We start from the raw sequence: 25,687 nt of genomic DNA on the forward strand, positions 1-25,687 counted from the left end.
CCACATCATGCTCTGAACATGCGCCCACCTGTGCCTGAAACCTTATTAGAGAAACCTCAATTTAGTGGTGCCGAACGAGGGGGCTAGACAAGAAATGAGAGGTTCATCCTGACATCGATCAGAAGCCCTAGGACCTCAATGGCAGCTTGGATGTCTTTAATGATGGGCTTCTTTCGTGGCGGCTTACGAGGTTTGGTTTCAGGCAGCGCGCCTTCAAAATTTAGGGCTCGCGCCAAGACAAAGCGCGCATACGCAGTTGCGGAGATACCCTCCGCTTCCGCTCCATCTGTCAACAAATCATGCAGATCTTCAGATACCCGCATTCCCACCATTTTTGTTTGTTTTTTTGTTTTGTTTTTAGCCATCTTCGTTCTCCAATTTTGATAGCTGCACGACTTGCTATTAGCGTGCGCAACATGGAGTTGTGCGGAGGGTTGCAAGGGGCAAGCGGACGTGACTGATCGGCCCACGGCTACCAGGGGCGGTTCCGGCCCAAAGCCGACATCCAGCCGTCTACAGGGATGCTGTACCGCGGCTCAGCAATGCTGCCGTTCGCCGCATATGCACGATACCATGCCGGATCGACAGTACGTAAGTGATCAAAATGGTAGTGCCTGCAATGGTCAGTAGGGCGCCGTCTACAAGTTGCGGGTGAGATCGAGAAAGACCGGGCCGTTCGGTTTGAAACTTCGATCTCCCGCCGTAAGTATAGGCCGTTTTGCTACAACAAAACTGATGTTGTTCAAGCACTGCGATTAATTAGGCAGGTGCAACGGTGTGATGCGCTTTATCAGGTTGCCAAAGATGTAGAGCCAGATCCTGCGTCCATTTTGTTGAAAAATTGATTTGACGCTCGTTGTGGTCTTTTGCCAACCTCCAAACAGTCAGCATTTAGGGAAACACTTGAAAATGAAATCAGGATACAGCGCGCTCGCGCTAGCTATTTTGCTCGCAGGCTCGCCGCTACTTGCTCAGCAAGCCGACACCGTTTTCCTGAGTGAAAACATCATCACGTCAAACCCCGAGTTGCCACTGGCGCAATCCGTGGCGGTTGCGGGAAACACGATCATTTGTGTACGCACTGATGACAGTTGCCGCGAGTTGGCAGGCGATGGCACCCAGATCGTGGATGCGGGCACAAATACCGTTATGGCTGGTATCATCGACACTCACTTGCACACACGCATCTTTGGGCAGACGCATTTCGTCATGCTCAACCTGTTCGGTTACAACGATGCGTCGCGTGAGGAGGTTGTCGAAGTAATCCGGGAGTACGCGGCGACGCTCGGGCCAGATGAGTGGGTGATCGGCGGCGGTTGGTCCGACGCGCATTTTCAGAATCCCACCAAGGAAGAACTGGACGAAATCGTTGGTGGACGCCCTGCATTGATCTCCGACAATACGCAACATAACGGCTGGTATTCGACGAAAGCTCTGGAATACCTCGGGATCACTGCCGATTGGGAGCCACCGAAAGGCGGCTACATGCCTTTGAATGACGCTGGCGATGAACCTTCCGGACTTTTGCAGGAGAAAGCTCACCTTTCGACAGGGTTTGTCGAACAGCACAAACTCTATTCTTTTGAGAAACAGGAGGAAGCGATTATTGGTGCCGCTCGCGTGCTCAACGCGGTCGGGGTCACCGGTGCAACGGAAGCTGCCGCCGGGTCCAAGGAGGGGGCAGATGACGTCTACGTCCGTTTGGCGCAAAAAGGAGAACTAACACTCAGGCACGAATTAGCCATGGTGTTCTGGGGCACCGGCACGCCAGAGGGCGATACCGCAATGATCGAACAATTAGAGATACGGCGGGCCGCAGTCGAGGATGCGGGCGTTGATCCCAGTATTCTCCATGCGAACACTGTGAAGTTCGCTATTGATGGAACACCGGGGCGTTTTGCCTATATGGAAGGCCCGTATCTGGACGGCACACGGCCGGATATGAACTTTCGACCAGACAACCTTGCAGAGATTTTCGACGCACTAACAGAGCGTGATTTTACCTTGATGCTGCACGTTGAAGGGAACGCGGGGATCCGCCGCTCGCTCGACGCGCTGGAATTTGCACATGAAACCGGCGAGCCCCTTCGCGACGACATCCCTCAGATTTTCACGCATGTTGACCATTTGTCTATCGACAACGCTCGTCGCATGTCTCGGCTCGGGGTTTCCGGGCAGCTTCAACTTCACTGGGCTGATCCCACCGAGGAGTACTTTCGTAATGTGACCAGTCAGAACCTGCCAAAAGAGGTGCTGGAGCGTATGTACCAGTTCAAACTCGTGACCGAGTTCATGGAGTATGGATTTGGACCTGACGCGCCGACGTCTCCTGTGTTTTCGCCGTGGGAAGGAATGGAGATCGGCATGACACGACAGGCTATGGGAACACCCGGCGGTCTTGTCATGCCCGGTGAACCATTGACCTTTGAAGAGGTTATCCATGGCTCGACCCTGGGTAGTGCACGCCTTCAGGATCGGGGCGATGTGTTGGGGAGTCTCGAGGAAGGCAAGATTGCAGACATCATCGTGCTCGACCGAGATATTCGCAGACAGGCCGAAGAGAACGTTTTTGAATTTCACAAGACTGAAGTGCTGCAAACCTATTTTGGCGGCGAACTGGTCTACGATATTGATCGCGACGGCGAACCGGACAAACTATTGACCGAGCCGGAGTGGGAAGAAGGCGACGACGAGAAACTGCGCCGAGGCGTCGCAGTTACTAGCGTGAGAGTGTCTGAGGGATGACGAGTCCGCTGTCAGCTTTTGCGATTGGCGCTCTGTTTGGTCTGATATCTCTCCCGGTTGCGGCACAAAGCATTGAGAGCGCATGGCAGCGCGCGATTGCGGGCCAGCAACCCGGTGGTATGCCGTTTGATCCGCTTGCAGCTCCGCTTGATTTGACCCGAACGCCAGTCAGTGTAGCGCCGCAAAACATGTCGACAGGTACGCGTGTGATTGGCTGGCAGGATCTGCTACCAGTGCATGTCTCCAGCGAAACGCCCTTTGCCGACATGCGACCGTTTCTGCGCGACGCCATGCGCATCCACGTCGAATGGCGCACGTCGACACCGCGCGAACGGGAAGATATGGCACTATTTGAACGCCACGAAGCTGCTCTTACACTCCTCTCAATGCATCAAGTTGACGTAGACGGCCTGATGAGAGAGCGGCGGAACATCATCGCTCAGAATGGCAAAGCAAGGCGCGCACCCAACCAGAACATTCTCGGACAATCTATACGGCTTGCCGGTTACGTTGTCCCGCTCGCCTTCGAAGAGAAAAAGGTGACAGAATTCCTGTTTGTGCCAGTTGCAGGTGCCTGCGTTCACACGCCAACACCGCCTCCAAACCAGATTGTCCATGTGGACTATCCAAAGGGTGTTGCCTTCAGCTCAATCTTCGAAGCTTTCTGGATCGAAGGAGAATTGAACGCCGAGGATACACGGCGCGACGTCGTCTTTTTTGATGGCGCTGCAAACATTGAGGCGCAATATAGCCTGAAAGCAAAGACCGTAGAGGTCTACAATTCTTGGTGAAATCAATCGTCAGCCATGATTGATGCTTGAGCCATTTGATAGAGAGAATGTCCAAACGAACTTATGGATCCGTTGCCCCTTACCGGACATTTGAGCTCGAATAGACAGAAGGGCGCAATCTGCGGACGGCCTATTGGGGCCAAGCCGCACGCAGCTATTCTCCACTTGTGAGACAAGCAACAGACGATTTATTGGCTATTCTGAAACGGCCCGAGCTCCTCTGGCCCAGGCTTTCAGGCAAAGAAGTTCTGCGGCGATCATTGCGGCTGCGTTGGAGGTCATCTCCGCATGATCAAACGGGGGGGAGACTTCGACCACATCCATGCCGACTGGATCGAGCCCCTTCATGGCCCGGATTATGGCGAGCGCTTGGTAGCTGGTAAGCCCGCCCGGGACCGGTGTGCCCGTCCCGGGAGCAGTGGACGGATCGAGGCAGTCTATGTCGAAGGTCAGGTAGGTCGGACCATCCCCAGCGGTGGACAAAATGGTTGCGGCAATCTCTTCAGCTGGAGCAGCATGTACGGCGTCTGCATGCAAGATTTTCATGCCATAGGTCTCTTCGCCCTCGAAACAGGTGCGGATGCCCACCTGAACGGTCCGTTGCGGATCTATGATGCCCTCGCGAACCGCTAGGTTGAACATACTGCCGTGATCCATGCGTCCACCCTCGTCGGGCTCGACGTCCCGATGGGCATCAAACTGGATGAGACCGATTGGGCCGTACTTCTCAGCATAGGACTTAAGTACCGGATAGGTGATGAAATGATCGCCGCCCAGAACAAGGCTGGCCGTTCCTCCCGAGATTATCTCCGATATGTGGCGCTCTATGGCCAACGGGACGTCTTGGGGCACGCCCCAGTCGAAAACGCAATCACCGTAATCGATTGCTGCAAGCGTATCGAATGGATCAAACCGCCAGGGCCAAATTGGGCCCCAGGCATGTTGAGCGCTTGCCTTGCGAATTGCCTCTGGGCCAAAGCGGGTTCCAGGACGGTTACTCACAGAAAGATCAAAGGGAACTCCGGTGATCGCTACATCCGCCCCCTCAAGATCCTTTGTGTATTTGCGGCGCATAAAACTCAGAGCGCCGGAATAACTGGGCTCAATCTGTGAACCTTTGAGTGCGCCACGGGTAAAGGCGGCATCGATGCCATAGGATTTAAGGTCTGTAGCCATGGTGTTTTGGTCAGTTTCTTGTGATAGGTTTCATGGCTTTTTCTATTCTCATTATCGGCTGGATGCTATCTGGTGATCTTGATCTTGCAGCCGATTTTCGGCGGCGCAGTGATTATCTTAGTTGCAAAATCAATCGAATGTCAGCTTTCGGCAGAGGTCCTTGCCTATTATGCGGACACAACGAAAGTCAGCTTTCCGCCCATTTTGTCGAACACTGAATTACCCAACCTAGGAAACTTTGGGCTTGTAGTCACTAACAGCGTCAAAGGCGAAGCGTTGAGTTGAGTTGAGCCATTTGCTTCTCAATTCTTTCCTTGAGAACCAATTGCTGCCGATGCCTTCCGCAGGCATCTCTTCCCCAGAAATCCAAATCCATTATCCTTAAATCTTTCCTAAACCTTGTTCTGGCAATCTATCGGAAGCAATTTCTTAAGGAGAATTCGATTGCCAACACTTTCATTTTGCTCACCAAAAGGGGGCTGTGGGAAATCCACAACATGCATTTTAATGGCCCTCGAAACATCCCGGGCTGGGATGTCTGTTTGTATCTTGGACTCGGATCCCAAACGGTGGCTGTCTGAATGGGCTAGCGCGAAGCCGCTTCCCGAGAATCTCACTGTTCGTCAGGTCGAACAGCGAAACCTGACCGAGGCGGCTTTCGCGGCGGCCGAACGTTTCGACTACGTATTGATCGACGTCGAGGGATCAGACGATGCATCTTTGATTGATGCCATTCTCGTAAGCGACCTTGTCATCGTTCCCACCCAGACATCTCGTTTGGATGCGCTGGCGGTGGTCCAAGTTCTAAAACAGGTGCGCCAGAAAAGCCTCGTATTGAGGCGCGATATTGCGGCTCGTGTCTTGCTGACCAAGACAGAACCAGGGGCGGTCGAATATCGGATCACCGCAGAAATCAAAGCAGTCTTACAGCAAGCAAACGCGCCCGTTTTTGCAACTCAGCTTGCAAATCGCCCTATTTTTCAAGCGATGGTGAGCTTCGGTGGGGATTATCTGGACTTACCAAAAGCGTTCCAAGGATCCTCCCCAAAATCAGCGCACGCAAACGTTGCCGCTTTGGCGCAGGAAATCTCAACGACCCTCTCAGAAATTCTCCAAGCTGCATAAGGAAAAACAATGATGGATAAAACAAAACACAATCATATGCCCAGTCTCGGCGACATTAACAAAGTCGAGCAAGGTGACATGGGCTTCCCACTCGGATCGACCAGTAAGCCGAGCCTCGCACTCCAACCAGAGATGAGCCCTTCAAAGCGCAGGGCGGCCGCGCGTACGCAAAAGCTTTCCGTAAGTGTAAATCCAGATCTCTATGCTGCTTGGAACGCAATCCGAGAGGACAAAGAGCAAGCGGTTGTGCGAGCCGTCGAGCTGTCTCTGATCGCATATTTGGAAAAGCACGGACAAACGTTCGATCTGTAAGACCAGCCCTAAAAAGCCCGGCTCCCTGCCTTCGTTATGTGGGGAGTCGTGCCGTTTTCTGGGTCTCTTATTTTTCCCGTGGCCCCCTCTTATTTTTGGTGCTGACCTCTTATTTTTCCAAAAGATTAGGAAACCGATTTTGAGCGGCGTGGAATTGGTGGAATTATTGACTTTATTGTTTTTTATCAAATATTTATATGTTGACTCGGTCGCACTTACGCGATAGAAAATGCGCATTCAAAACGGGAGGGAACAACATGTTCCATTTCATCAAAGAGGCTTACCACCAGTTGCACATTGCAGCTGTCATCATTCATGTTTCGCTGGTTATCGGCGAAGTCTATGATTTGATCCCACACGCGTGACCAGGAGCAAATCATGGAATTTTTGGTCTATCAGATAAGTGAAAGAGCCCTGTTCTGAGCGCCGGTATCATGAGCCTGCGTTGCGGCTCACATTGCAGCTCTTGAAAGCGCCGCCTTCAGAATGGGCGGCTTTTTTGTTTTCAGCAGTGTCAGATGAAGATACTTGGCGTTCTCGTCATCTCGGCACATCCAGGCCGCCGCCGCATACATTTCCTCGAGAACCTTCAGATAGCCAAATAAGTGGGGATCAGTGTCCTTTCTTCGATGCCGGAGGACATCCAGTTTGCCACGGTTGCTCTTGCCGATCTCTGCACCTATTTGGCTGATTTCCAGCCATAGCGCACCTTCGGATTTCGAGTACGTCTCGATTTGTCCTAGAAGAAGAAATCGGCCTTCAGAAATCTTGCCGACGGCGCTCCAAACCGGTTGGCCGGGCTCGCTGAGAATGATGTCTCTGTACAATCTGAAGCTAATTTTTCCAGGCATTTGGCGCCCCCTTGCACAGGTAAGTGTGCGAGCAGATGCAATGGGCAAGTTGGGGGGCTATTTCGGTAGATTGGGCGGGAAGCAGTCGTTCGCTGCGATTGCGATGCGTTCTAGAAGGTTTCGGCAAAGCGGGCGTTCGATCTCCGCAGTTTGAACGTCGGCCATGCGGACAAAGCCGCCATTCAAAACTATTGAACAGATGTCTACTTGTGAGCGTCAGTGATCTCGACCAAACAGGTCATGGTCCGCAAGCGAAGCCAAGACGTAACAGTCTTCTGCTATCCCACGACCGTCGCATCCCCGTGCGATACGCTTCAGTTCACGCTCCAGCGCCTTGAGGCGTCTTATCTTCGCTCGCACTTCGGACAACTGGCCTTCGGCGATCTTGGTGGCGGCTTCGCACGACCGGTCTGGATGGTTTTGTAACTCGATCAGTGAAGAAATCGCTTCGATTGAGAAGCCCAGATCGCGCGCATGACGGATGAAGCTCAGGCGTTCCAGACCCTCATTTGTGTAACGTCTCTGGTTGCCTGCCGTACGTTCCGGTGCTGCCAGAAGACCCATTTCTTCGTAATAACGGATGGTGGGCACTTTGACCTTCGTCCGCTTGGAAAGCTCGCCAATTGAGAACATGCGAAAAAACCTCTTGAACCTCTAGTCACTAGAGACACTATATTAGAACCGAGGCGATTCTGAAGAGGTTTCAAGATGGCAGGATGCTGCGGTAACGACATGAAATTCGACGGGATGTCGAACGAATACAAGCGTCGGCTTTGGATCGTCATCGGGTTGAATGCGACGATGTTCGTGGTCGAGATGACCGCCGGACACTACGCGATGTCTCAGGCACTTCAGGCCGACGCGCTCGACTTCCTTGGTGACGCAATGACCTATGGTATTTCCCTCGCCGTGATCGGTGCGTCTATCCGCGCTCGAACGAATGCAGCTTTGGCGAAGGGGGTCAGCCTCTTCCTGATGGGAGCCTGGGTGTTTGGTTCCACCCTATACCGTGTTTTCTACGTTGGTGTTCCAGCGGCCGAAATCATGGGGATCATCGGCGCATTGGCTCTCGCAACAAACCTTGCGAGCGTGTTCTTGCTCGTCGGCTACAAGGATGGAGACGCCAACGTGCGATCAGTTTGGCTATGCTCGCGTAACGACGCCATCGGCAACGTAGCTGTGATGATCGCCGCGTTAGGCGTCTGGGGCACGGCAACGGGTTGGCCTGACCTCATTGTGGCAGCGATCATGGCAATCCTCTTCTTGTCATCTTCGTTCCAGATCATTCGACAGGCAATTGAGGAACGGCGCGAGGAAGCTGCACATGAGCATCGAACAGCCCGTACAAGCCGACATTAGCTGTGCGGCGCGTACATTTTAAGTCGGGACTATCCTTGCATGGTTTCTCATTTTGAAGGGGTAAGGGCTATGGCAATGAAGACAAACGAGGTAGTTCTTCAATCAGTAATCACCTGTCCGAAATGCGGGCATCTCGCAGAAGAGACGATGCCCACGGATGCGTGTCAGTGGTTCTATGAATGCACCTCTTGCCACACGGTTCTGAAACCCCTCGAAGGGGACTGCTGTGTCTACTGCTCCTACGCCACTGTGCCATGCCCGCCGATACAGGAAGGTAAGTCCTGCTGCGCATAGCTGACGTTCGTCCCTTCGCAGAAACACGTAGGTTTGGGCTCTTTACCGTCAATCGCTGCGATTTGGATGAATGGCTGCTTGAGGTAAGCCGCGGTGCGGCAACCGCCAATTGGTCGAGCGGCCACTATGGGCCGCTCGTGTCTGGCTTAGTTCTTGAATGGAATGACGTTTGACTCGCCATTGACAAATGCCACTGCACCTTCTCGGCGAATTGTGGTGACTGCTTCCTCTAGCGCATCCTGGTCGTCGTCAAAGAGATCGTCCCAGACGATGGATGTCCCGTCTTCAGTCACAACCTCCAGCGACCACCCGTCTCCGCCTTCGAGTTTGTAGATGTCCACCTTGAATGGCACCCCATCCTCAACGATGCGCTGCGAAGCGCTAGAAATGACAAGATTAGGTTCGCGTTCCATCTGAATACCTCGTTGGCCTGCCGCAGAAGATAGAAAAACTGATCAAGGAAGCCAATGTCCGTAAAGCGGTTTGCGGACGCAGCATTTTGACCTGACTACGAAAGACAGGAATGGGCCGTGAGTGACGGAAGATTGGCTACCTATGTTTAAGAACGCCGCGCTGCGTCCGAAGTCTGCTAGGAGCCCAAAGCGGTCGAGGTCAGTCGCTAAATCATAGCATCATTTTGCTTGGGAAACTTGGCGCTCAATTCGATATCGGCAGCAGTTTTCCTTTCCACCTAAGATCATCTCGATGCTAGGCTCAGGCAAATTTCGCCTTACTGAGCATTAAGAGCCATGACCAAACTGAACGTTACCCGCCGCACCGCAATGACCATCCTCGGCAGCGCGTCAATGATCGCGATTTCTCATGCCACCTCAACTCATGCGGCCTCGTCATTGCAGGATTTTGGAAGCCAGCTTCAGACGCTGCCCGAAATCACTGTTTACACAGCGCAGCGCGTCATCACCATGGAGGACAACGACCCAGCAATCAACGCGGTCGCCGTGGTCGGAGACCGTATTCTGGCCGCGGGATCGCGCGATGCAATCGTTAATCGGATTGGTTCGCAGCCGTTTCGGCTGGACGAACGGTTTTTTGACAAGGTGATCATTGCCGGTTTGATCGACCAGCATGTGCACCCTTTCCTCGCCGGATTGACCCTGACCTCCGAGATCATATCGATTGAGGATTGGAATATTCCGACTGGCTTTTCGAAGGCCGCCGAGGATGAAGCGGATTATAAGTCTCGCTTGCAAGCCGCTGAAGCGGCAATGGATGATCCCGACGCCTTGTTACTGACATGGGGATACCACCACTTTTTTCATGGCGAGATCAGGCGTGCACAACTCGACGAGATCAGCAGCACACGCCCAATCATCATAGTCCACCGATCTGCACACGAACTTATCTTGAACACGCCCGCATTGGAGTTTCTGGGCATCACCGAAGACTTCGTAAATGGCTTTGCGGGGCTTGCGCTTGAGCAGTCGAGCTTTGAAGACGGGTATTTCTTCGAGGCGGGCATGTTTGCCGTTCTTCCCGCAGTTGCACCGGTGCTTTCAACACCAGAGCGTCTGGGCGCTGGTCTCAGGCTGGCGCGCGAGTATATGCACCGTGCAGGCGTCACGGTTGCTGCGGAACCGGGAGGCGTGCTGTCGCGCCCTCTGCAAGAAGCAACCAACGCCGTCTTTTCCGGGCCTGACGCACCGCTCAGGACCTATTTCATACCCGACGGGAAATCTCTGGCTGCCTTGCACCTCCAAAACGGCACGATGATCGAAGAGACGGAAAAACTACTCGAATGGGGTGAAGGCAAGACGGCTTTCATGCCGAAGCAGGTGAAACTCTTCGCCGATGGCGCTGTTTACAGTTTGGCCATGCAGGTCTCGGAGCCCTATGTCGGCGGCGATTTCCACGGCGAGTGGATTATGCAACCGGATGAGTTCAATCCTGTTTTCGATGCCTACTGGGAGGCAGGCTACCAGTTGCATGTTCATCAAACCGGCGACCTTGCCGTGGACTTGATCTTGGACGCTGTTGAGCGAAACATGCGCCGGATGCCGCGCGCCGATCACCGCACGACACTGGTCCACTTCGGTTATGCAAGAGAAGATCAAGCAATGCGGATCGCTGAACTGGGCTGCATCGTCAGCGGCAATCCATACTACGTAACCGCGCTGTCAGATCGATATAGCGAGCTTGGGCTTGGCCCGGACCGTGCGGATGACATCGTGCCCCTTGGCCCAATCAAGGCCAGTGGAACCCCGATTTCTTTCCACTCAGACGTACCAATGGCTCCGGGTGAACCGCTGTTTCTCGTGTGGGCTGGTGTGAACCGGACGACAGTATCTGGCCGCGTGGCTGGTCCCGAACACCGCTTATCTGTAGAAGACGCTTTGCGGGCTGTAACCATCGATGCAGCCCAATCCCTTCGATTGGAGGATGAGATTGGCTCGATCACTCCCGGCAAGTTCGCGAACTTCACCATCCTTGAAGAAGACCCATTCGAGGTAGAGGCGGAAAAGATCAAAGACATCGGCATCTGGGGGACCGTGCTTGAGGGCGACATTTTCCCTGTATCAGACGACTTCGATCTAGACCGCGCGTCACTATCTCCACCACGGGATACGACAAATCCACCAACAAAGCCGCTGTACGCGCTTGCTGATGTGTCAGGCATCGCGCAGAAGGGCATGCTTGCCGGATGCTCGTGTTGCGCTTCACCCGTATCGCAGTCGTGCACGACATCTGCGGCAGGGCAAATCTCGGCAGTTAGCTGTTGTGGGACCAATGCGTTGGGGTGGGCCGTCGTGTCCGAATGGGCCTCCATAGTTTAGATTGGAGCCAAGCAGAGATTGGATAATCAAGTGTCCGGAATGTCCGCACTCCGGACCTTAGTCGCTGCACAGATTTTGCGTTCGCAGCGAATGGCGGGTTCAGAGAAGCTGCCCTGCGGCGTGAACTGGGCTGATGAATGTCCGGTCAGGGCCGTTCTAGACAGATCGAAGATCCGGCACCGCAGGGACTTACCCCCCCTATTTCTGTTTAACGGAAATAGGGGGGGGTAAGTCAGGGTATGTCCCTCTCCCAAAACCCATTTCTTAATCTTTCGTTAACCTTTGATCCTAGAAATCCAGTTCCTTCGCTCTGAATCCGCCCGAATTTCAGCCGGTCCCAGGAAACCTCCCAGCTTTAATTCTGGCGAAACCCAGATGTCCGAGTGTGCGCGTGCCGGCAATCCCGCCGGCCAACAGCAAGAGCCGCCGGGCCGGAGAATGTGCAGTGACCAACGAAAGACCTATTTCAGCACCAATTCATTTTGATCGCTTTCCGTCCTGCGGATCCAAGAGCAGTCAATTTGAAACAGAAAACACATTCCGAAGAATACCAGCCTGCCAAATTCACAATATTGGAAGCCCGGCCAGGACGTATTCAAACAAAACGATTTCATGAAGGTGGCGTAGACAACTCGAGCCGGGCACGAAACTTCACATTTGAAGAGCGAGAAGTTTCGGATTTTGAAGACCTTCTTGCCCTAATCTCCGAACTCTCTCAATCAGTGCAAAAGGTTGCGGTGTCTGGATCTGTGAAGGAAGAGGTCCGCCATCACAAAAAAATCCGCCGTTTGGCCAAACCACGAAATGGCGCGAATCCAACTCTCGAAGACCTTGGCTGCTCCTGGCTACATTTCGACATCGATGATGTTGAACGCCCAGATCACCTGGACTGGGGAGATCCGCAGGCCCTGGCCGAATGGACCTGGCGCAATATCTGCCATGGATTGCCTGCGCTCAAGGATCTCTCGGTTGTCTGGCAAGCATCCTCGAGTGCTGCGACTGCCGGCAAAGACCATCTGGCCAAATTCCATTTCTACTGCCTTGCGGATCGCCCCCTCTTTGCCCATGAGCGGCATCACCTTTTTGAACAGGTTAGCAGCGACGAAAGTCTGGCTCGAATAGCTCAACCCAACTACATCGCAGCCCCGGTATTTGACGGGGTTCCCGATCCATTGGAAGGCCTTCCTAGGATTGGGATCATAAGGAAAGACAAAGAAAGGCTGCACACCGCTTCGATAGCATTCCCAAAAGAAGCGAAGAGAAGCAAAGGGAAGGCCAAACAAGGAAAGCCTTCCAAATCCTTGCGCTTGGAAGCCAATTCTTCTTCAGCAAAGGCAATCACTTCAAAGAAAGGAGAAGCCCAACTTTCGAAATCCTGTGCAAAGCTTGCCAGAGGAACGCATCGGAACACATCCATCTATAATGAATCCCAACTCATCGGAGGGTTTATCAGCGCTGGCGAAATCTGTGAGGCCGAAGCGCTTGAAAGGCTTCTAACGGCGGCCAGCCAATCTGGATACGAGAGATATCAGGAAGCCGTAAGAAACGGGCTTCGGGATGGCCTGGCGCGACCAATCGGTGCCTCAGATGCGGATGAACCTGTCCCCTATTATCCGCACAGCGCGATCCCACGTGACCAAGCCATTGCAATGCATTCCAAAACTATTGAGGCTTGGGGAAATGAAGCTTTGGCATTTCTTCGCAAGCAAAGCCAAGGCAACCCGTCGCAAGGCAAAGACAGCCCACCTCGTGTTTTGTTGTCCGGCGCACAAGGGGTTGGCAAAACGGCAGCCTTGGTTGGGCGCAATGGGCAGCCTGGCTTTCTACACGGCACGGAAGGTCTGGTGTCATTGATGCTCTTGCCAGATCACGAGAAAGTGGCCGAGGCCTTCAATGACTATCAGAGAAATGCACCCGCATCGGCTCCGCCGGCCATAGCCCTCAGGGGGCGCAATCGACCCGATCCAGAGGTCGACAATGACACCGTCAAAATGTGTAGGATCTATCCAACGGCGAGGAAGTTGTCAGATCTTGGCTTTTCGATACGATCCACTCTCTGCAAGAAGTGCCCATTTCAAATGGAATGCGGCTATCTGCGTCAGGAAGCTGAAATCAAGGCACATCTGAAAGCCAAGTCTGGCTTGATAATCTTTGCCCCCCATGAATACGGCCATCTTCCTTTGCCAGCCGAAACTTTGCCAGATCTCACTATCTTTGATGAGCGGCCGCGCGATTTTGGGAAGGAAGAGATCCATGTATCAATTCTGGAGCTGACCGAAACTCTTCTGCCGCCTGCCAAAAACCAAAACCAACGAGGCGTTGAAATCGGGGATGCCATCGTCCTGCAAGATCAAGCGATCTCTCCGGTGAAGTCAGCCCTGTTGGCCATGGCTGGAACCGGAGCGGGTGTTCAAATAGAACGCTTGCGCGACATGGGCGTCACACCGGAATTGTTGCGAACCGCAATCAGACATTTGGACGAGTTGAAAACCGGCAATACGAACCGGGCTCTAAAGCCCCTTTTTGCATGTAAGGATGACACCCTCAGCGAGGCCCAGCTTGGTGTCATCGGCAGTCGGCTCAAAAGTAGCAAGGCCAGCCACGCAAGGCGTCTTCAGATGCTTTGCGAGTGCCTTCTGGCCGATTGGGAAAGCGGTTTGGCCACCTCAAGTGCCGTATTTACGGATGTCGACAGAGCGCGTCCGGCGCAGCATCAGGCAGGCTTTACGGCAGCTCGCTTGCGCAATCTGAAGAATGTCACCGGACGCCCGTTTTTGTATTTGGATGGCACGGCAAATGCTGATTTGTCTCGCCTGCTGTTCGGCTCGGATCTGGAAACCCATCACTACCCAGTCGAGCGAAACGCGAAGGTCACGCAAATCTTGGGGTGCAATTTTTCCAAGCGCAGGTTGAGCCTGACAGCACAGGAGAAACAGCGCACTTACGGAAGTATTAGAACGCAAAACGATACACTGCGTGACTTTGTAAATGGCGTGGTTGCGCGATACCCGAGTGCCGCTGTGTTCGGGACAAAAGACGTGATTGCTTCCTTGGATTTTGACCGCCCCGGACGGGCTGGCCACTTCGGCAAGCTCAGGGGTCAGAACAAGTGGGAAGCGTTTAACCAGGCTATCGTCATTGGTCGCGAACAACCTGGGCATTTGGATGTCGAACGCATTGCCAGAGCCTATGCCTCCGCAGCGGGAGAAGAATTCCAGCCGGGTGACTACGTCAAGCAACGCCGCGGCATCAGAGTGAAAAAAGGCAGCCATTCAATAGATGTATTTGCACATCGTGACCCTTGGGGAGACCGCATTCTGCAACAGATACGCGAAGCCGAGATCGAGCAGGCAATGGATCGTGTCAGACTAATCCACAATACCCAGCCAAAGGAGGTCTTCTTGATGTCACCCGTGGTGGCGAACGTAACCGTAGGTAGGATCGTAGAATGGCTGGATTTCAAGAAGGGAGGCAGCAAGGTTGACAAGGCCATTGCGAAATACGGGCTGATTTTCCAGTCACCGGCCGATTGCAACCGGTACATGCCTGAGTTCTGGCGGTCCAGACAAGTTGCCGCCACCGACAAAAACCGCGCGAAGCTTCTGTCAAAAGATCCATGTAGTATAGAACCATATGGGGGATTTGACGGTGAGAGCCTCCCTCTCCGTATCGAGTTCTGGCCAACGGTTGAGGCGGGCAAGAAGCCACCAAGCAAAGAGGCCTTGGTGTTTGCCCCGGAAAGTCAGGTGCGGGAAAAACTGGAGCGGTTCCTGAAGATCTCAGAGTTCCGCGTTCTCAACTTGTAGGACTCCAAAGAAACCGCCATCGTTGCCGAGAGGACCGTTCTCAAACGGTTAGCCTGCGGGAGAAAATAGAATGATCAAATATGTTTTAGGCGACGATGTCGGTCCTCTTGAGCACTGGCCTTTCGACAATCCCGCAAGCGGATATCAGATCAAAGAAGGCTCCCCGCAGGCATCAGGCCGCATGGATGCTGGCGGGCCAGGCCATACGACGCGCACGGGCATCTGGCGCTGCACCAAGGGCGTTTTTGAATGCACCGAGCAAGGCGATGAACTGATGACCATCCTGTCCGGTCGATGCCGGATGACCAACCTGACCAGTGGCGAGGTTCAAGAGTTGGGCCCGGGCGACAGTCTCTTTGTGCGTGATGGCAGCCGGGTGGTCTGGGACATCATCGAAGACGTGACAAAGGTGTTTTTCGGCCATAAAGCGGACGGGTTTTGACGGTGCACCGGCCACATGATTGAGTTTCGCCCGCTTTTCTAGGGCGTCCAGATTTGGAGCCAACGCACAAATTCTTTAACGTCAGATAAATCGAAAGATCTTAAAAATCGGGCAAACAAAAACAGAGGCATAGCCCGATGCATGTAGAATTTCACGAGGCAAATAGTTTCCCTGCCAGCCGCAGTTTTTCGGATCTCAAGGCAATTAATAAATACACCAACAGAGCTCGCGACGGTCAAAAGTTTGGTCCTCAAAAAAGAAAGGCAGAAAGAACGTTAGTTCGCGAAATCGCTCGTGTGACGTCCGCGCTCGAAAAGGCTGCGCTTCTTGTGATCAAGGACCCAACTTATGTTCCTATAATGGAGCGGCTTGAACATGAACTTTGTCAGATGCAGGAACAGCTTGCCAACTGCCCGGTGGAAAGGGCGTTGGCCATTGTTCAAAAGAAGGAAATTTCTTGAAGGATGCGGGCTTTGTGCTCAAGCGAAGCACCATCACCATATCGTTGTTCTTGAAGAGCATGGCCGAAGAGATCGCGTCTAATCCGGTTATCAACTTCAGCCGCGATCATTCGATCCTCAAATGCATGACGGAGTGAGTACATAACATGTCTATCGGACTCCATCAGACCATTGGATCTCAAATACTTGTTAACTGTGTTAGAAAGTGACGCTTTGCCTTTGTAGCTGGGAAAACCGTTCGGACATTCTTGGAACGCTTCAAGGCTAACGCCAACAAGAGGAATAGTTCGCTTGGAGGCATTGTTCTTCAAGTGTCGCCCGACCGGTGCGATTTCAATGTAGGGAACAGAACCCTCAAGATGGATGCGAGCCCTGTCCAGATTTGCGGCTTCGCTAGGTCGATACCCTGTATTGATCATACCCAACAAAATGCACCGCGCCTCGGTGTTTAATCCACTCAAAGCACCTTCAGACAAAATACGATTACGAATCCAATCGTCGGAGAATGATGGTCGAGATCGCCTCTCTGGTTCCTTCAAACTCAGACCAGACAGAGGCAAATCAATCTTAAGTCGCTTTTTTTCGTTAACTGTTTTTAGAATATCACCTAGGTGCGTGAAGTCCTTGTTAGCAGAGTTCTGTGTAACTTCGCCCATTTCAATTCGCTCAATCCACATCTCCCGGAAATCCAACAAATCATCCCGAGTGATCTCGGAAATTGCCACGTCTCCGGCGACCGCGATGAAATTCTTCACCGCTTTCTTCCGTGGGTTCTTCCACCTGCGAATCTGATCAGCGTCTTTACCTAGTGTCCTATCCCTGGCGAGGGACCAATACATTTCCAACGCTTGGGAAACCGAAATCTCCGGTGCAGCAACGGCGCCCAACAGAGCCTTCGCTTCGAACGTGTCTGGGCTGCCTTGCACAACTGGAATCGCCTCAACTCGTTTCAGCAATTCTTCGAGAGGAAGCTCAGCAACCTTCGGCATTTCCAAGTACCGAAACCCCCTCGATCTAGCCAAGTTTTGTGCTGCGCTAAACTGCTTTTCAGCTTCTACGGTGTCGCCGGCAAGGCGAGCTTCCCAGCTATCCAACATCTTCGCCCAAACAGATGGCGCTTTCTCCATTGCCAAACTCAGTGAATCGGTTTTCAGGCTGATCCAGACGGTTTTTCGTTCTTCGACGCTGGCGAAACGGCGTGGAACGCGCCTAACGATACAGTAAATAGAGCCTCTGAGTTTAACATTCACAGTTCAACAGCCTCCAAGCATGAAGAGATTTGTGCAGCAAAATGTGCAGCAAAAAACATCCAGCCTCAAGCGGGGAGTCAGTCAATCCAGCTGAAAATCAACTATTTACAGTGATTTAGAGGCAGGCTCTTGCTGGATAATGGCGGAGACGAAGGGATTCGAACCCTCGAGACCCTTCCGGGCCTACTCCCTTAGCAGGGGAGCGCCTTCGACCACTCGGCCACGTCTCCGCCGACGGGTATATCCGTGCCTGTCACCAAGATACAAGGCGATTTTCCTGCTAAATGGCAAAATTCTGCAAACGGCTGCAAATCGGAATTCCGGGGGGCCGTACATGTGACAGTCTTCGTCGAATAACAGCTGTTTTCTTGGCAGGGAGTGCCGGACAAAAACGACGGTTCAACACGAGGTGGCCGTCACCTGACCACAGTCGTTTTTTGGGGCGGTGATATTAAACTTGCCAAAAACATAAGCATTACTGCATATTTGCCTGTATTTAGTCTGCAGATTTATTCTGTTTGTTGTGAGGCATCAATCGGGCTTGGGGTGGTGTGTACCCGGCAGGAACCTTTGGGGGAAAGGGGCTTGGATTGGCTTGGTTAAAAGTGTGTTTGGCAGTTTGCCTTATTGTGATTCTGCCGTCGCAGGTCGTCGCAAATATCGGAAAAGTCGTTAGTGCCAAGCAAGGCGCTCAGGTGACGCGTGCCGGAGAAACACAAGCGTTGCGGACGGGGATGGAGGTCGACTCGGGTGATGCGATCGCGACTGACGGATCAGGCGTGGTTCAGCTTGTGTTTGTCGATGACACGAAAATAGCCATCGGCCCAAATGCGCGTATGGTCATTGATGTCAAAATGCTGCGGAACAACCGCAAGGCCAAGTCCTTTGCGGTACAGGCACTGGGTGGCAGCTTCCGGTTCATTTCCGGAAAAAGCAGAAAGCGGGCTTACTCCATTTCGACGCCATCAGCGACCATGGCGGTGCGCGGAACGACTTTCGATCTCTGGATTGCCTCCGGCGACCAAAGCGCGATGCTGGTTCTGGAAGGCACTGTTCGAATGTGCAGCCTAAGCGGGTCGTGCCGATCCACCGGGAGACAATGCAGCCTTTTTGCGAACAGTAAGGGTGGCGGCGTCGGACGGCCGGTGGATCGCGAGCAATACAGGAAGGCGCTGGAAAGCGGTTTCCCGTTCGCGCGGTCGCAGGAAGGGCTGCTTCCGCCGCTTCAGGTCGAATTTGGCGGCTGTTCCGAAAACGCCAGGCCGGTTCGCTTCTTTGCATCACCCGGTCGGTCTGAACCCCGCCCTGCGCCGCCCGGTGAAACGAGTACCAATGAGGCGCGTGCTGTGTCAGATCCCACCCCGCCAGACAACCGCCCGGATCCGCCATCCCAACCGGACCGTGACCCGGAGCCTGAACCCGAGCCGGAGCCTGAACCCGAGTACGATCCTGAACCTGAGTACGATCCTGAGCCTGAACCAGAACCCGAGCGTGATCCTGAAGTCGAATAGGGTCTCCCGGGAAAACGACTCGGACCGTATTGTCGGAACAACGTGACCCCCTTGCGCCCGGAGGCAGAGGTGACAGCAAGAACAAGGGATAAAAACAGCCGAAAATGGGCATTCCGTCTATTCGGAATTGTTTTGATCCTGTTCGGTTGCTTGGTTCGTTCGATGGACCCCTATCCGGTTCAGATGTCCCGTCTGATCTACTTCGACATCCTGCAAAGACTGTCTCCACGCGAATACCTTCCCGACTTGCCGGTGCGCGTGGTCGATATCGATGAAACTTCCCTGGCCAATTGGGGGCAATGGCCCTGGCCACGCACGTTATTGGCGCAAATGGTGGAAAACCTGGGTGAATATGGCGCGGCGGTCATCGCCTTCGACATGCTTTTTGTCGAGCCGGATCGGTTTTCGCCTTCCCGTCTTCTCAATGACCCGGCGCTTGAAGGGTTGGTTGATATCGAACCAGGTGCAAAAGCACTGGATAACGATGTCTTGTTCGGGTTCGAAATGGCCCATTGGCCAGTCGTGCTGGGCGTCGCGGCGCGCCTGACAGGTGGCGACCGCGAGGTGCCACCCAAAACGGGCATTGTCGAAATTGGCGACTCGCCGACGACCGGTTTGATCTCGGTTCCACACTGGGCGCCCCCCGCCGAGCCGCTGGATCGCGCCGCGGCTGGCATCGGAGGGGTCAATGTCTCGCCATTGGGCGGAACCGGGGTGGTCCGGCGCGTTCCGGCACTTTGGCGCGGACCTGATGGAGTGATGCCGGGGCTGGGAATCGAGGCGCTGCGGATTGCACTGGATGAACCCATCATTCTGGCAGAGGGGTCTCAGGACGAACCCGGAATAATGCTGGGCATCGATGTTGGGGGCTACGCGGTGCCTACAACGGAACACGGTGAGATCTGGGTGAAATACCGGCGCGACAATCCAGACCTTTATCTGTCGGCAGACCGCGTCATGCGTTCGGCCGACGATCCGGATCTGCAGGAAAAAATCGAAGGACGCATCATTCTTGTCGGCACCTCGGCAGCTGGCCTGTTCGACATTCACCAGACGTCCCTTGGGGAATCGGTGCCCGGGGTATCCATTCATGCGCAGATTCTGGAACAGATCCTGACAGGCGATATGTTGAACCGGTCAGATGTCATCGCGGCGCTGGAATTGATCGCCTTTGTCATTCTTGGGCTGGTGGTCACGGCAGTCATGTCGAGCTTTGGAGCCGTTGCGTCATTTGTTGCCGGCGGCATTGCGGCAGCGGTTGTGATGGCGGTTGGCTGGCTGGTCTTCCAGAACCAGCAGATCCTTTTTGATGTGACGTTCCCGATGATTGGCGGAATGGCCAATTTCGGGTTGTTGGCGGGCTACATGTTCATTTCGACAGAACGCGAAAAACGCGCCATTCGAAAGGTGTTCTCGCACTACGTCGCGCCCGAAATTCTGGATGAGATGGAAGCAACCGGCCATCAGTTGCATCTGGGCGGTGAAATTCAGGAAATAACCGTTATGTTTTCGGATATCCGCGGGTTCACGCCGCTGTCCGAAGGGGTGACCGCCACCGACCTTGTCGCCCTTCTGAATGAGCTGTTCTCTGAAATCGGGGACCAGATCCTTCTCGAGCGTGGGACGATCGACAAATTCATCGGTGACGCCGTCATGGCATTCTGGAATGCGCCCCTGCCGGTCAAGGATCACCCGCATCGCGCCGCGTTGGCGACATTGAACATGCGCAAAGCACTGGCTGAATTCAACAGATCTGACATCATGAAAGATCGTCCTCCGCTTGCCCTGGCAACCGGATGTGCGACGGGTTGGGCTTGTGTCGGCAATATCGGGTCGCGCAGCCGGTTCAATTACACCGTCATTGGCGATGTGGTGAACGTTGCGGCGCGCATCGAACAGAGTTGCCGCAATGTCGACTATGATATTCTGGTCTCGAACTCGGTACAGGAAGCGACTGAAACGACCCTTGCCACTCTGCGGGCCGGGTTTGTCGATCTGAAAGGCAAATCCCAACCGGAACCCGTATTTGCGCTGGTAGGCGATCAGGAGCTGCTAGAAAGCGAACAGTTTCAGAAACTCAGCGCAGAGCATTCGAACCTGCTGGAAGCCATTCGCAACCGGCAGCCGCATCTCAGGATCATGGAAATGTGCGATAAATGCGCGACGCTCGCGAAACCCGTTGAGCCAGGATTGCTGAGTTTCTACCGCGCGCTTCCAAGGCGTGCAGCAGACTTCCGGCTTGATTTCCCTACCGACAAGATCCTGTTCTCGCACAAAGACCGCGCCTGATTACCAGACGCGCCCATTGTCTGCCAGGTGCTTGTACCCCGGTGACAATTTTCTGATGATATGGGAAAGAACGAAAACGAAGCAGTCAGACAGGCTCGCGGAGGGGTGATACTTCGACCCGGTCCGCAACCCTTCTCTGAAGACAGTAACGGGGTAAATCGGATGCCATTCAAACTGGTTTCCTGCGACGGTGGCGGAATTCGTGGATATCTGACGTGCCGTATTCTGCAGAGTCTGCACGAGGAAACTCAGCTTCTGGACAAGGCGGACGGTTTTGCGGGCACATCGACCGGTGGACTGATCGCGGTGGCATTGGCCGACGGCCGGACCCAGGGCAAGGATATGGCCACGCTGATCGAAAAGCTGGCCACACACTACCGGGACGACGCCGCCACGATTTTTCGCGAAAACGAACGCAGTCTGCTGGACAAGGTGGCGGACAGGGTTCTGCAGAAATTCAAGCTGGGCGGCGGGCCAGGCATTACGGCAGCGCAGTACAATGCCTCGGGTCTGGCGGAAATCGGGCTGTCGCTTGTCGGCGACCGGACCATATCTTCGCTGTCACGTGATCTGGTTCTGGCGGTCAACACTGTGTGCCTCCATCGCAGTGACAAGGTAGGCTGGGCGCCGTTCACCATCACAAACCATGACGTCGAGCGCGACGCCTGGCTGGACATGAGTGCGGTCAAACTGCTGGACGTGGCCATGGCCAGTTCCGCAGCGCCATCCTATTTTCCGCCGCACCTGATCAGGGCAGAGGGGGTTGATTACGGCTACTTTGCCGATGGCGGCGCTTTTGCCAACAACCCGGTGATGAACGGAATTAACGTTGCCATCGCTGCGGGCCGGGCGCCGGGGCTAGACCAGATCGAGGCCCTGTCGATCGGCACCGGGCAACAGCCCACCGACATCTCGGAACAGATGATCCGGGATCCCGACGACTGGGGTCTGCTCAAGTGGTTTGGTGTCACTTCCAACGCGCCCAAGGGTGCCTTGATCGAATTGCTGCTGACAACATCGGCCGAGAACCTGTACTGGATGGCCCACCTGGTTTTGAAAGACCGTCTGGTCCGCATAAACCCGCCTCTGCCGAAAATGGTCGGGTTGGCGACGCACAAACCGTCGTCTTACACCCTGATGGACCAGGCATTCGAGGCCAGCAAACAAGGCAGGGATTGGGCCAAGGCCGTCGAGATGGCGCGCCGCTGGTAAGGATTGCATCACGTTCCTGATGTCGGGGAACCGCGACCCAAGCGCGTGTACATGCGACGTTTTTATTGCCTTTGGGGCCGCAGCCGTTAAGGTTAACACATAGGTATTAGTGATTAATTAACGCTCAGGGGGGAAAATATGAGCGCTCCCGGCATTGCCGAGCAGCTGGTTCATGTATTGCATCGACCGGATGGCGATCCCAAGCTGCGACCGGTTCATACAATAGGCATCAGCGCGACAGGTTTCTTCAAGCCCTCTCCGATTGCCCGGAACTTCTGCGCCGCCGACCATTTCCGTTCCGACAAGACGGATGTCATCGTTCGGTTCTCGAACGGCTCGGGATGTGCCGCCGTACATGACGGCTGGTCCGACGTGCGCGGTATGGCTGTCCGGTTTCACCTTTCGGATGGCACCGACACCGACTTGATCGCCATGACGCTGCCCGAGTTCTTTTCGTCGACGCCCGAGAACTTTCTGGATTTCGCCGAGGCGGCGAAACCCAAAATGTACTATGGCGAGTCGCCGTGGCGGAAGATCATCAACCTGCTGCAATTGATCCTGCCAAAACGGGATCCCTACCCGAACGAAACCATCAGCCCGGATGACGGTGCCATCAAGTTCGCGGACGAGAATGCCGAGGCACAATTGGGCGTTCTGCAGGCGGCAGCCATCGGCGCGCCCGTCAGCTATGTTCGCGCGGCTTATCATGCGGTTCATACATTTATTGTCACCGGCGAGGATGACGTGAAGCGCTGGGTCCGTTTTTCATGGCAACCGATCGCCGGTGTTCTCAAAACCGATCCCGCGGAAACCCCGGACGATGACTATTTGCGGCAGGAGCTGAAAGACCGGCTGGCCGTCGAACCCGCACGGTTTTCACTGATGATGGCCATTGGTGAGGTGGGCGACGATTTCGAAAATTCGGCCCGGCCATGGCCGCCGCACCGCAAACGCATCATGATGGGCACACTGACGCTGGACGCGGTGCCCGAGGATCAGATCGAGAATGCGGAAAAGCTCAGCTTCAATCCGGGCCTATTGACGCCCGGGATCGAGGTTTCAGAGGATCCGGTTCTCAAGATCCGCATCGAATCCTACGAATTCTCCAGCCAGCTGCGGGACGCAACCCCCTGCCCATTCCCCAAGAGGCCATCCGATGACACGTAAGGACAGCTGGTTCAATCGCTACGTCAACAGCCTGCCCGAGCGGGGATGGTTCCAGTTCCTGTCGCGCTATGTCGTGGTGCCGTTCTGGATCTGGAAAGAACCCAAGCCTAAGCTTCCGGGCGGGCCCAGACCTTCGCCACAGCCCAGTGAAAACGTCCAGCGCATGATGAACCTGATCATGCCACTCAAGGACCCTTCGCCGGCCGGACGTGCGCATGCGACGCTGGCGATTGCACAGAATGTGGACGAGATCTTTGCCGGGCTGGACAATGTCGGAACCGTTCATTTCGCGCGTTTCCTGCTGATCGAAGACAAGATTTGCATGATCTCGGTCTATGACGGTGATTTCAGCAACTACATCCGCGATTTCATCACCACCATCGGCAGTGTTTTCAACGATGTTATTTCGCTGGTGGACGGTGCCGAACACCTGATCCCGACGGAACACAACGTCGAGGAGTTCATCGACTGGGTGCAGGAACATGACCTGTTCCAGGCCGCCGATTTCCCGACTGATCTGTTCGGGCTGCAGGACGCCGCAAAAGGGCTGCCGCCGAACCAGCCGCCGCACAAACTGGCGACGTTGCCGCGTGAGTTCGTTCTGCAATTGCACGCGAACCGCAATCTTTCGTTGGGAGGAGGCTATCGCGCCTATCCCGGAGTTTCCGCCGCGCAGGTGCGCCAGAAGTTTGGACAGGGCTGGTGAAAACAAGATTCAACCTCGCAGACATTCAGGGCAATATCCTGCGTGGATATCGCCGCAATCTTGTACGTCATCTGGTTCTTGAGGTCAGCGACCGCGCAGCGGCCCGGCAGTTTCTGGCAGCAGCAGTGGATGACAGCCACGGCGACGTTCCGGCGATTACCCGCGATGTCACCTGGACCGTCAGACCGCCGTTCTGCTTCAACATCGGAATTACCTTCGAAGGGCTGCGCGCTCTGGGCACGCCGGCTGAGCATCTTAAGACCTTCCCGACGGAATTCGTTCAAGGGATGACCAAACGGGCGATCAAGATCGGGGACTTCGGCAAAAGCGCGCCCGAGAACTGGCCTGCTCCGTTTGACAAGCCCGAGCGGATACACCTGATTGCATCGGTTCATTCCGACACCGAAGACCATCTTGATCAGGTCGAGGCGCAAGTTGCCAAGGCCTTCACCATTCTCGGTGTGCGCAATGGGCGGAATCTGCCCGAAGGGAAAGTGTTCTTCGGGTATGTCGACGGCATCTCGCAGCCGCGCTTCAGGCATGTCACCGATCCAGATCAGGTGGGTGTGGATGAACCTATGGATCCGCTTGGCACGGCGCTGCTGGGATATCCCACCAAACAAGAAGGCGTGCTGTTCCGCGTTCCGTCCCCGCACGAGCTGGGATTCAACGGGTCTTTCAATGCCTTCCGGGTGCTGCAACAGGACGCCGCCGGATTCGAGGCCTATCTGGACAAGGCCGCTACGAAACTGATGAGCCATCCCAAAAGGGACCTTTTGGCGGACCCGAAGAAACTGCATCTCATCGTCAAAGACCCGGATGTGCATGGCGCCCTTCGCGAAGTGGTCGCGGCGCAGATGTGCGGGCGCTGGCGCAACGGGACCCCATACGAATTGTCGCCAAACGCCCAATTTCCCGAGGAAGAAGTCTCGCTAACCAATTTCGACTATTCGCACGGCTCACGCTGCCCGGCCGGATCGCATTTGCGGCGCGGCAACCCGCGGGGCGGGCCGATCGTCCAGCGCATTGCGAACTACACGCGGCGACTGGTCCGACGCGGCATGTCTTATGGCCCGGACTTTGACCCCCAAAATCCCGATGCCGCGGAACGCGGTCTGTTGGGCAGCTTCATTGGTGCCAATATTGGCGCGCAATTCGAGGCCGTCATGTGCGACTGGATCAATCTCGGCCTACAGGACCCGAACATTACCGGCGCAAACGATCCGCTGCTGGGTGCGAATACGCCCGAAACCAGTTGGTTCGATATGACCCTGCCGGATGGTGACACGATCCGCCTGCGCGGTTTTCCGCGCCTGATTTTTGCACGGGGCGGTGCCTACACGTTCCTGCCAAGCCTCGCGGCGATCAAGTACCTGTCCGAGTTGAACACCTGAACCG

The 25,687-nt window shown here is 54.7% G+C and carries 23 protein-coding genes and 1 tRNA gene; 17 read left to right on the forward strand and 7 right to left on the reverse strand.

Annotated elements, in window-relative coordinates; genetic code table 11:
- Window positions 1–83 precede the first annotated feature (83 nt).
- A complete protein-coding gene (locus ACR0MI_RS19575) occupies window positions 84–365 on the reverse strand; it encodes a hypothetical protein (RefSeq protein ID WP_170817228.1) in 282 nt (93 codons plus the stop codon).
- A 544-nt stretch (window positions 366–909) separates the two neighbouring features.
- Here ACR0MI_RS19575 and ACR0MI_RS19580 point away from each other — a divergent pair.
- On the forward strand, window positions 910–2,745 hold the full coding sequence (locus ACR0MI_RS19580; protein WP_170486578.1) for an amidohydrolase: 1,836 nt from the start codon (window positions 910–912) through the stop codon (window positions 2,743–2,745).
- 188 nt (window positions 2,746–2,933) lie between these two features.
- Entirely contained in the window at window positions 2,934–3,536 is a 603-nt protein-coding gene (locus tag ACR0MI_RS19585; protein WP_170681727.1) for a DUF3299 domain-containing protein, read from the forward strand.
- A gap of 195 nt (window positions 3,537–3,731) precedes the next feature.
- Here the strand turns inward: ACR0MI_RS19585 and speB are convergent, their stop codons facing one another.
- On the reverse strand, window positions 3,732–4,712 hold the full coding sequence (gene speB / locus ACR0MI_RS19590) for an agmatinase (RefSeq protein WP_170352649.1): 981 nt from the start codon (window positions 4,710–4,712) through the stop codon (window positions 3,732–3,734).
- A 72-nt stretch (window positions 4,713–4,784) separates the two neighbouring features.
- Here speB and ACR0MI_RS19595 point away from each other — a divergent pair, with 72 nt between their 5' ends.
- From ACR0MI_RS19595 to ACR0MI_RS19605, 3 genes are all read left to right on the forward strand, one after another.
- The gene (locus tag ACR0MI_RS19595; RefSeq protein WP_170486579.1) at window positions 4,785–4,997 is read left to right on the forward strand and encodes a hypothetical protein; all 213 of its coding nucleotides are present in this window, start codon (window positions 4,785–4,787) and stop codon (window positions 4,995–4,997) included.
- Window positions 4,998–5,156: 159 nt separating this feature from the next.
- A complete protein-coding gene (locus ACR0MI_RS19600) occupies window positions 5,157–5,837 on the forward strand; it encodes a ParA family protein (protein ID WP_170486580.1) in 681 nt (226 codons plus the stop codon).
- Between the two features lie 9 nt (window positions 5,838–5,846).
- Window positions 5,847–6,149, forward strand: a complete 303-nt coding sequence (locus tag ACR0MI_RS19605; RefSeq protein ID WP_170469303.1) for a hypothetical protein — start codon at window positions 5,847–5,849, stop codon at window positions 6,147–6,149.
- Between the two features lie 452 nt (window positions 6,150–6,601).
- Here ACR0MI_RS19605 and ACR0MI_RS19610 read toward each other — a convergent pair whose 3' ends face one another.
- Together ACR0MI_RS19610 and ACR0MI_RS19615 are read right to left on the reverse strand one after the other, a co-directional pair.
- The gene (locus ACR0MI_RS19610) at window positions 6,602–7,000 is read right to left on the reverse strand and encodes a hypothetical protein (RefSeq protein WP_170469306.1); all 399 of its coding nucleotides are present in this window, start codon (window positions 6,998–7,000) and stop codon (window positions 6,602–6,604) included.
- A 216-nt stretch (window positions 7,001–7,216) separates the two neighbouring features.
- On the reverse strand, window positions 7,217–7,633 hold the full coding sequence (locus tag ACR0MI_RS19615; protein ID WP_170412912.1) for a MerR family transcriptional regulator: 417 nt from the start codon (window positions 7,631–7,633) through the stop codon (window positions 7,217–7,219).
- Between the two features lie 75 nt (window positions 7,634–7,708).
- On the opposite strand from ACR0MI_RS19615, the gene ACR0MI_RS19620 reads away from it, so the two are divergent.
- Window positions 7,709–8,359: a cation efflux transmembrane domain-containing protein gene (locus ACR0MI_RS19620; RefSeq protein ID WP_170412914.1), complete on the forward strand. Its 651-nt coding sequence runs from the start codon at window positions 7,709–7,711 to the stop codon at window positions 8,357–8,359.
- Between the two features lie 75 nt (window positions 8,360–8,434).
- Entirely contained in the window at window positions 8,435–8,653 is a 219-nt protein-coding gene (locus ACR0MI_RS19625) for a GDCCVxC domain-containing (seleno)protein (protein WP_253284478.1), read from the forward strand.
- Between the two features lie 146 nt (window positions 8,654–8,799).
- Here ACR0MI_RS19625 and ACR0MI_RS19630 read toward each other — a convergent pair whose 3' ends face one another.
- Window positions 8,800–9,066 carry a hypothetical protein gene (locus tag ACR0MI_RS19630; RefSeq protein ID WP_170352652.1) on the reverse strand — a complete coding sequence of 89 codons (267 nt, stop codon included), beginning with the start codon at window positions 9,064–9,066 and terminating at the stop codon, window positions 8,800–8,802.
- 336 nt (window positions 9,067–9,402) lie between these two features.
- On the opposite strand from ACR0MI_RS19630, the gene ACR0MI_RS19635 reads away from it, so the two are divergent.
- The 4 genes from ACR0MI_RS19635 (at window position 9,403) to ACR0MI_RS19650 (ending at window position 16,154) form a co-directional block, all read left to right on the forward strand.
- The gene (locus ACR0MI_RS19635) at window positions 9,403–11,445 is read left to right on the forward strand and encodes an amidohydrolase (RefSeq protein ID WP_245224464.1); all 2,043 of its coding nucleotides are present in this window, start codon (window positions 9,403–9,405) and stop codon (window positions 11,443–11,445) included.
- A gap of 521 nt (window positions 11,446–11,966) precedes the next feature.
- The gene (locus ACR0MI_RS19640) at window positions 11,967–15,251 is read left to right on the forward strand and encodes a hypothetical protein (protein WP_170817230.1); all 3,285 of its coding nucleotides are present in this window, start codon (window positions 11,967–11,969) and stop codon (window positions 15,249–15,251) included.
- A gap of 70 nt (window positions 15,252–15,321) precedes the next feature.
- A complete protein-coding gene (locus ACR0MI_RS19645; protein ID WP_170467182.1) occupies window positions 15,322–15,693 on the forward strand; it encodes a cupin domain-containing protein in 372 nt (123 codons plus the stop codon).
- 137 nt (window positions 15,694–15,830) lie between these two features.
- On the forward strand, window positions 15,831–16,154 hold the full coding sequence (locus tag ACR0MI_RS19650; protein WP_170467184.1) for a hypothetical protein: 324 nt from the start codon (window positions 15,831–15,833) through the stop codon (window positions 16,152–16,154).
- On the opposite strand, the gene ACR0MI_RS19655 is transcribed toward ACR0MI_RS19650, so the two are convergent.
- Together ACR0MI_RS19655 and ACR0MI_RS19660 are read right to left on the reverse strand one after the other, a co-directional pair.
- Window positions 16,133–17,404 carry a DUF6538 domain-containing protein gene (locus tag ACR0MI_RS19655; protein WP_170467186.1) on the reverse strand — a complete coding sequence of 424 codons (1,272 nt, stop codon included), beginning with the start codon at window positions 17,402–17,404 and terminating at the stop codon, window positions 16,133–16,135. The genes ACR0MI_RS19650 and ACR0MI_RS19655 overlap by 22 nt on opposite strands.
- Window positions 17,405–17,544: 140 nt before the next feature.
- Window positions 17,545–17,634, reverse strand: a tRNA-Ser gene (locus ACR0MI_RS19660).
- A 399-nt stretch (window positions 17,635–18,033) separates the two neighbouring features.
- Here ACR0MI_RS19660 and ACR0MI_RS19665 point away from each other — a divergent pair.
- The 6 genes from ACR0MI_RS19665 (at window position 18,034) to ACR0MI_RS19690 (ending at window position 25,683) form a co-directional block, all read left to right on the forward strand.
- Window positions 18,034–18,915: a FecR family protein gene (locus ACR0MI_RS19665; protein WP_480440543.1), complete on the forward strand. Its 882-nt coding sequence runs from the start codon at window positions 18,034–18,036 to the stop codon at window positions 18,913–18,915.
- 69 nt (window positions 18,916–18,984) lie between these two features.
- A complete protein-coding gene (locus tag ACR0MI_RS19670; RefSeq protein ID WP_480855349.1) occupies window positions 18,985–21,204 on the forward strand; it encodes a CHASE2 domain-containing protein in 2,220 nt (739 codons plus the stop codon).
- A 162-nt stretch (window positions 21,205–21,366) separates the two neighbouring features.
- Window positions 21,367–22,416, forward strand: coding sequence for a patatin-like phospholipase family protein (locus ACR0MI_RS19675; RefSeq protein ID WP_480855351.1), 1,050 nt, complete (start codon window positions 21,367–21,369; stop codon window positions 22,414–22,416).
- 138 nt (window positions 22,417–22,554) lie between these two features.
- Window positions 22,555–23,583: a catalase gene (locus ACR0MI_RS19680; protein ID WP_170619234.1), complete on the forward strand. Its 1,029-nt coding sequence runs from the start codon at window positions 22,555–22,557 to the stop codon at window positions 23,581–23,583.
- Window positions 23,573–24,289 (forward strand): hypothetical protein, encoded by a 717-nt coding sequence (locus ACR0MI_RS19685; protein WP_170612148.1) that lies wholly within the window; start codon window positions 23,573–23,575, stop codon window positions 24,287–24,289. Before ACR0MI_RS19680 ends, ACR0MI_RS19685 begins: the two co-directional genes overlap by 11 nt.
- Window positions 24,286–25,683 carry a Dyp-type peroxidase gene (locus ACR0MI_RS19690; protein ID WP_480855354.1) on the forward strand — a complete coding sequence of 466 codons (1,398 nt, stop codon included), beginning with the start codon at window positions 24,286–24,288 and terminating at the stop codon, window positions 25,681–25,683. The genes ACR0MI_RS19685 and ACR0MI_RS19690 overlap by 4 nt, the downstream gene beginning before the upstream one ends.
- Window positions 25,684–25,687 lie beyond the last annotated feature (4 nt).

It is taken from the genome of Ruegeria sp. D4 (genome assembly GCF_056534475.1).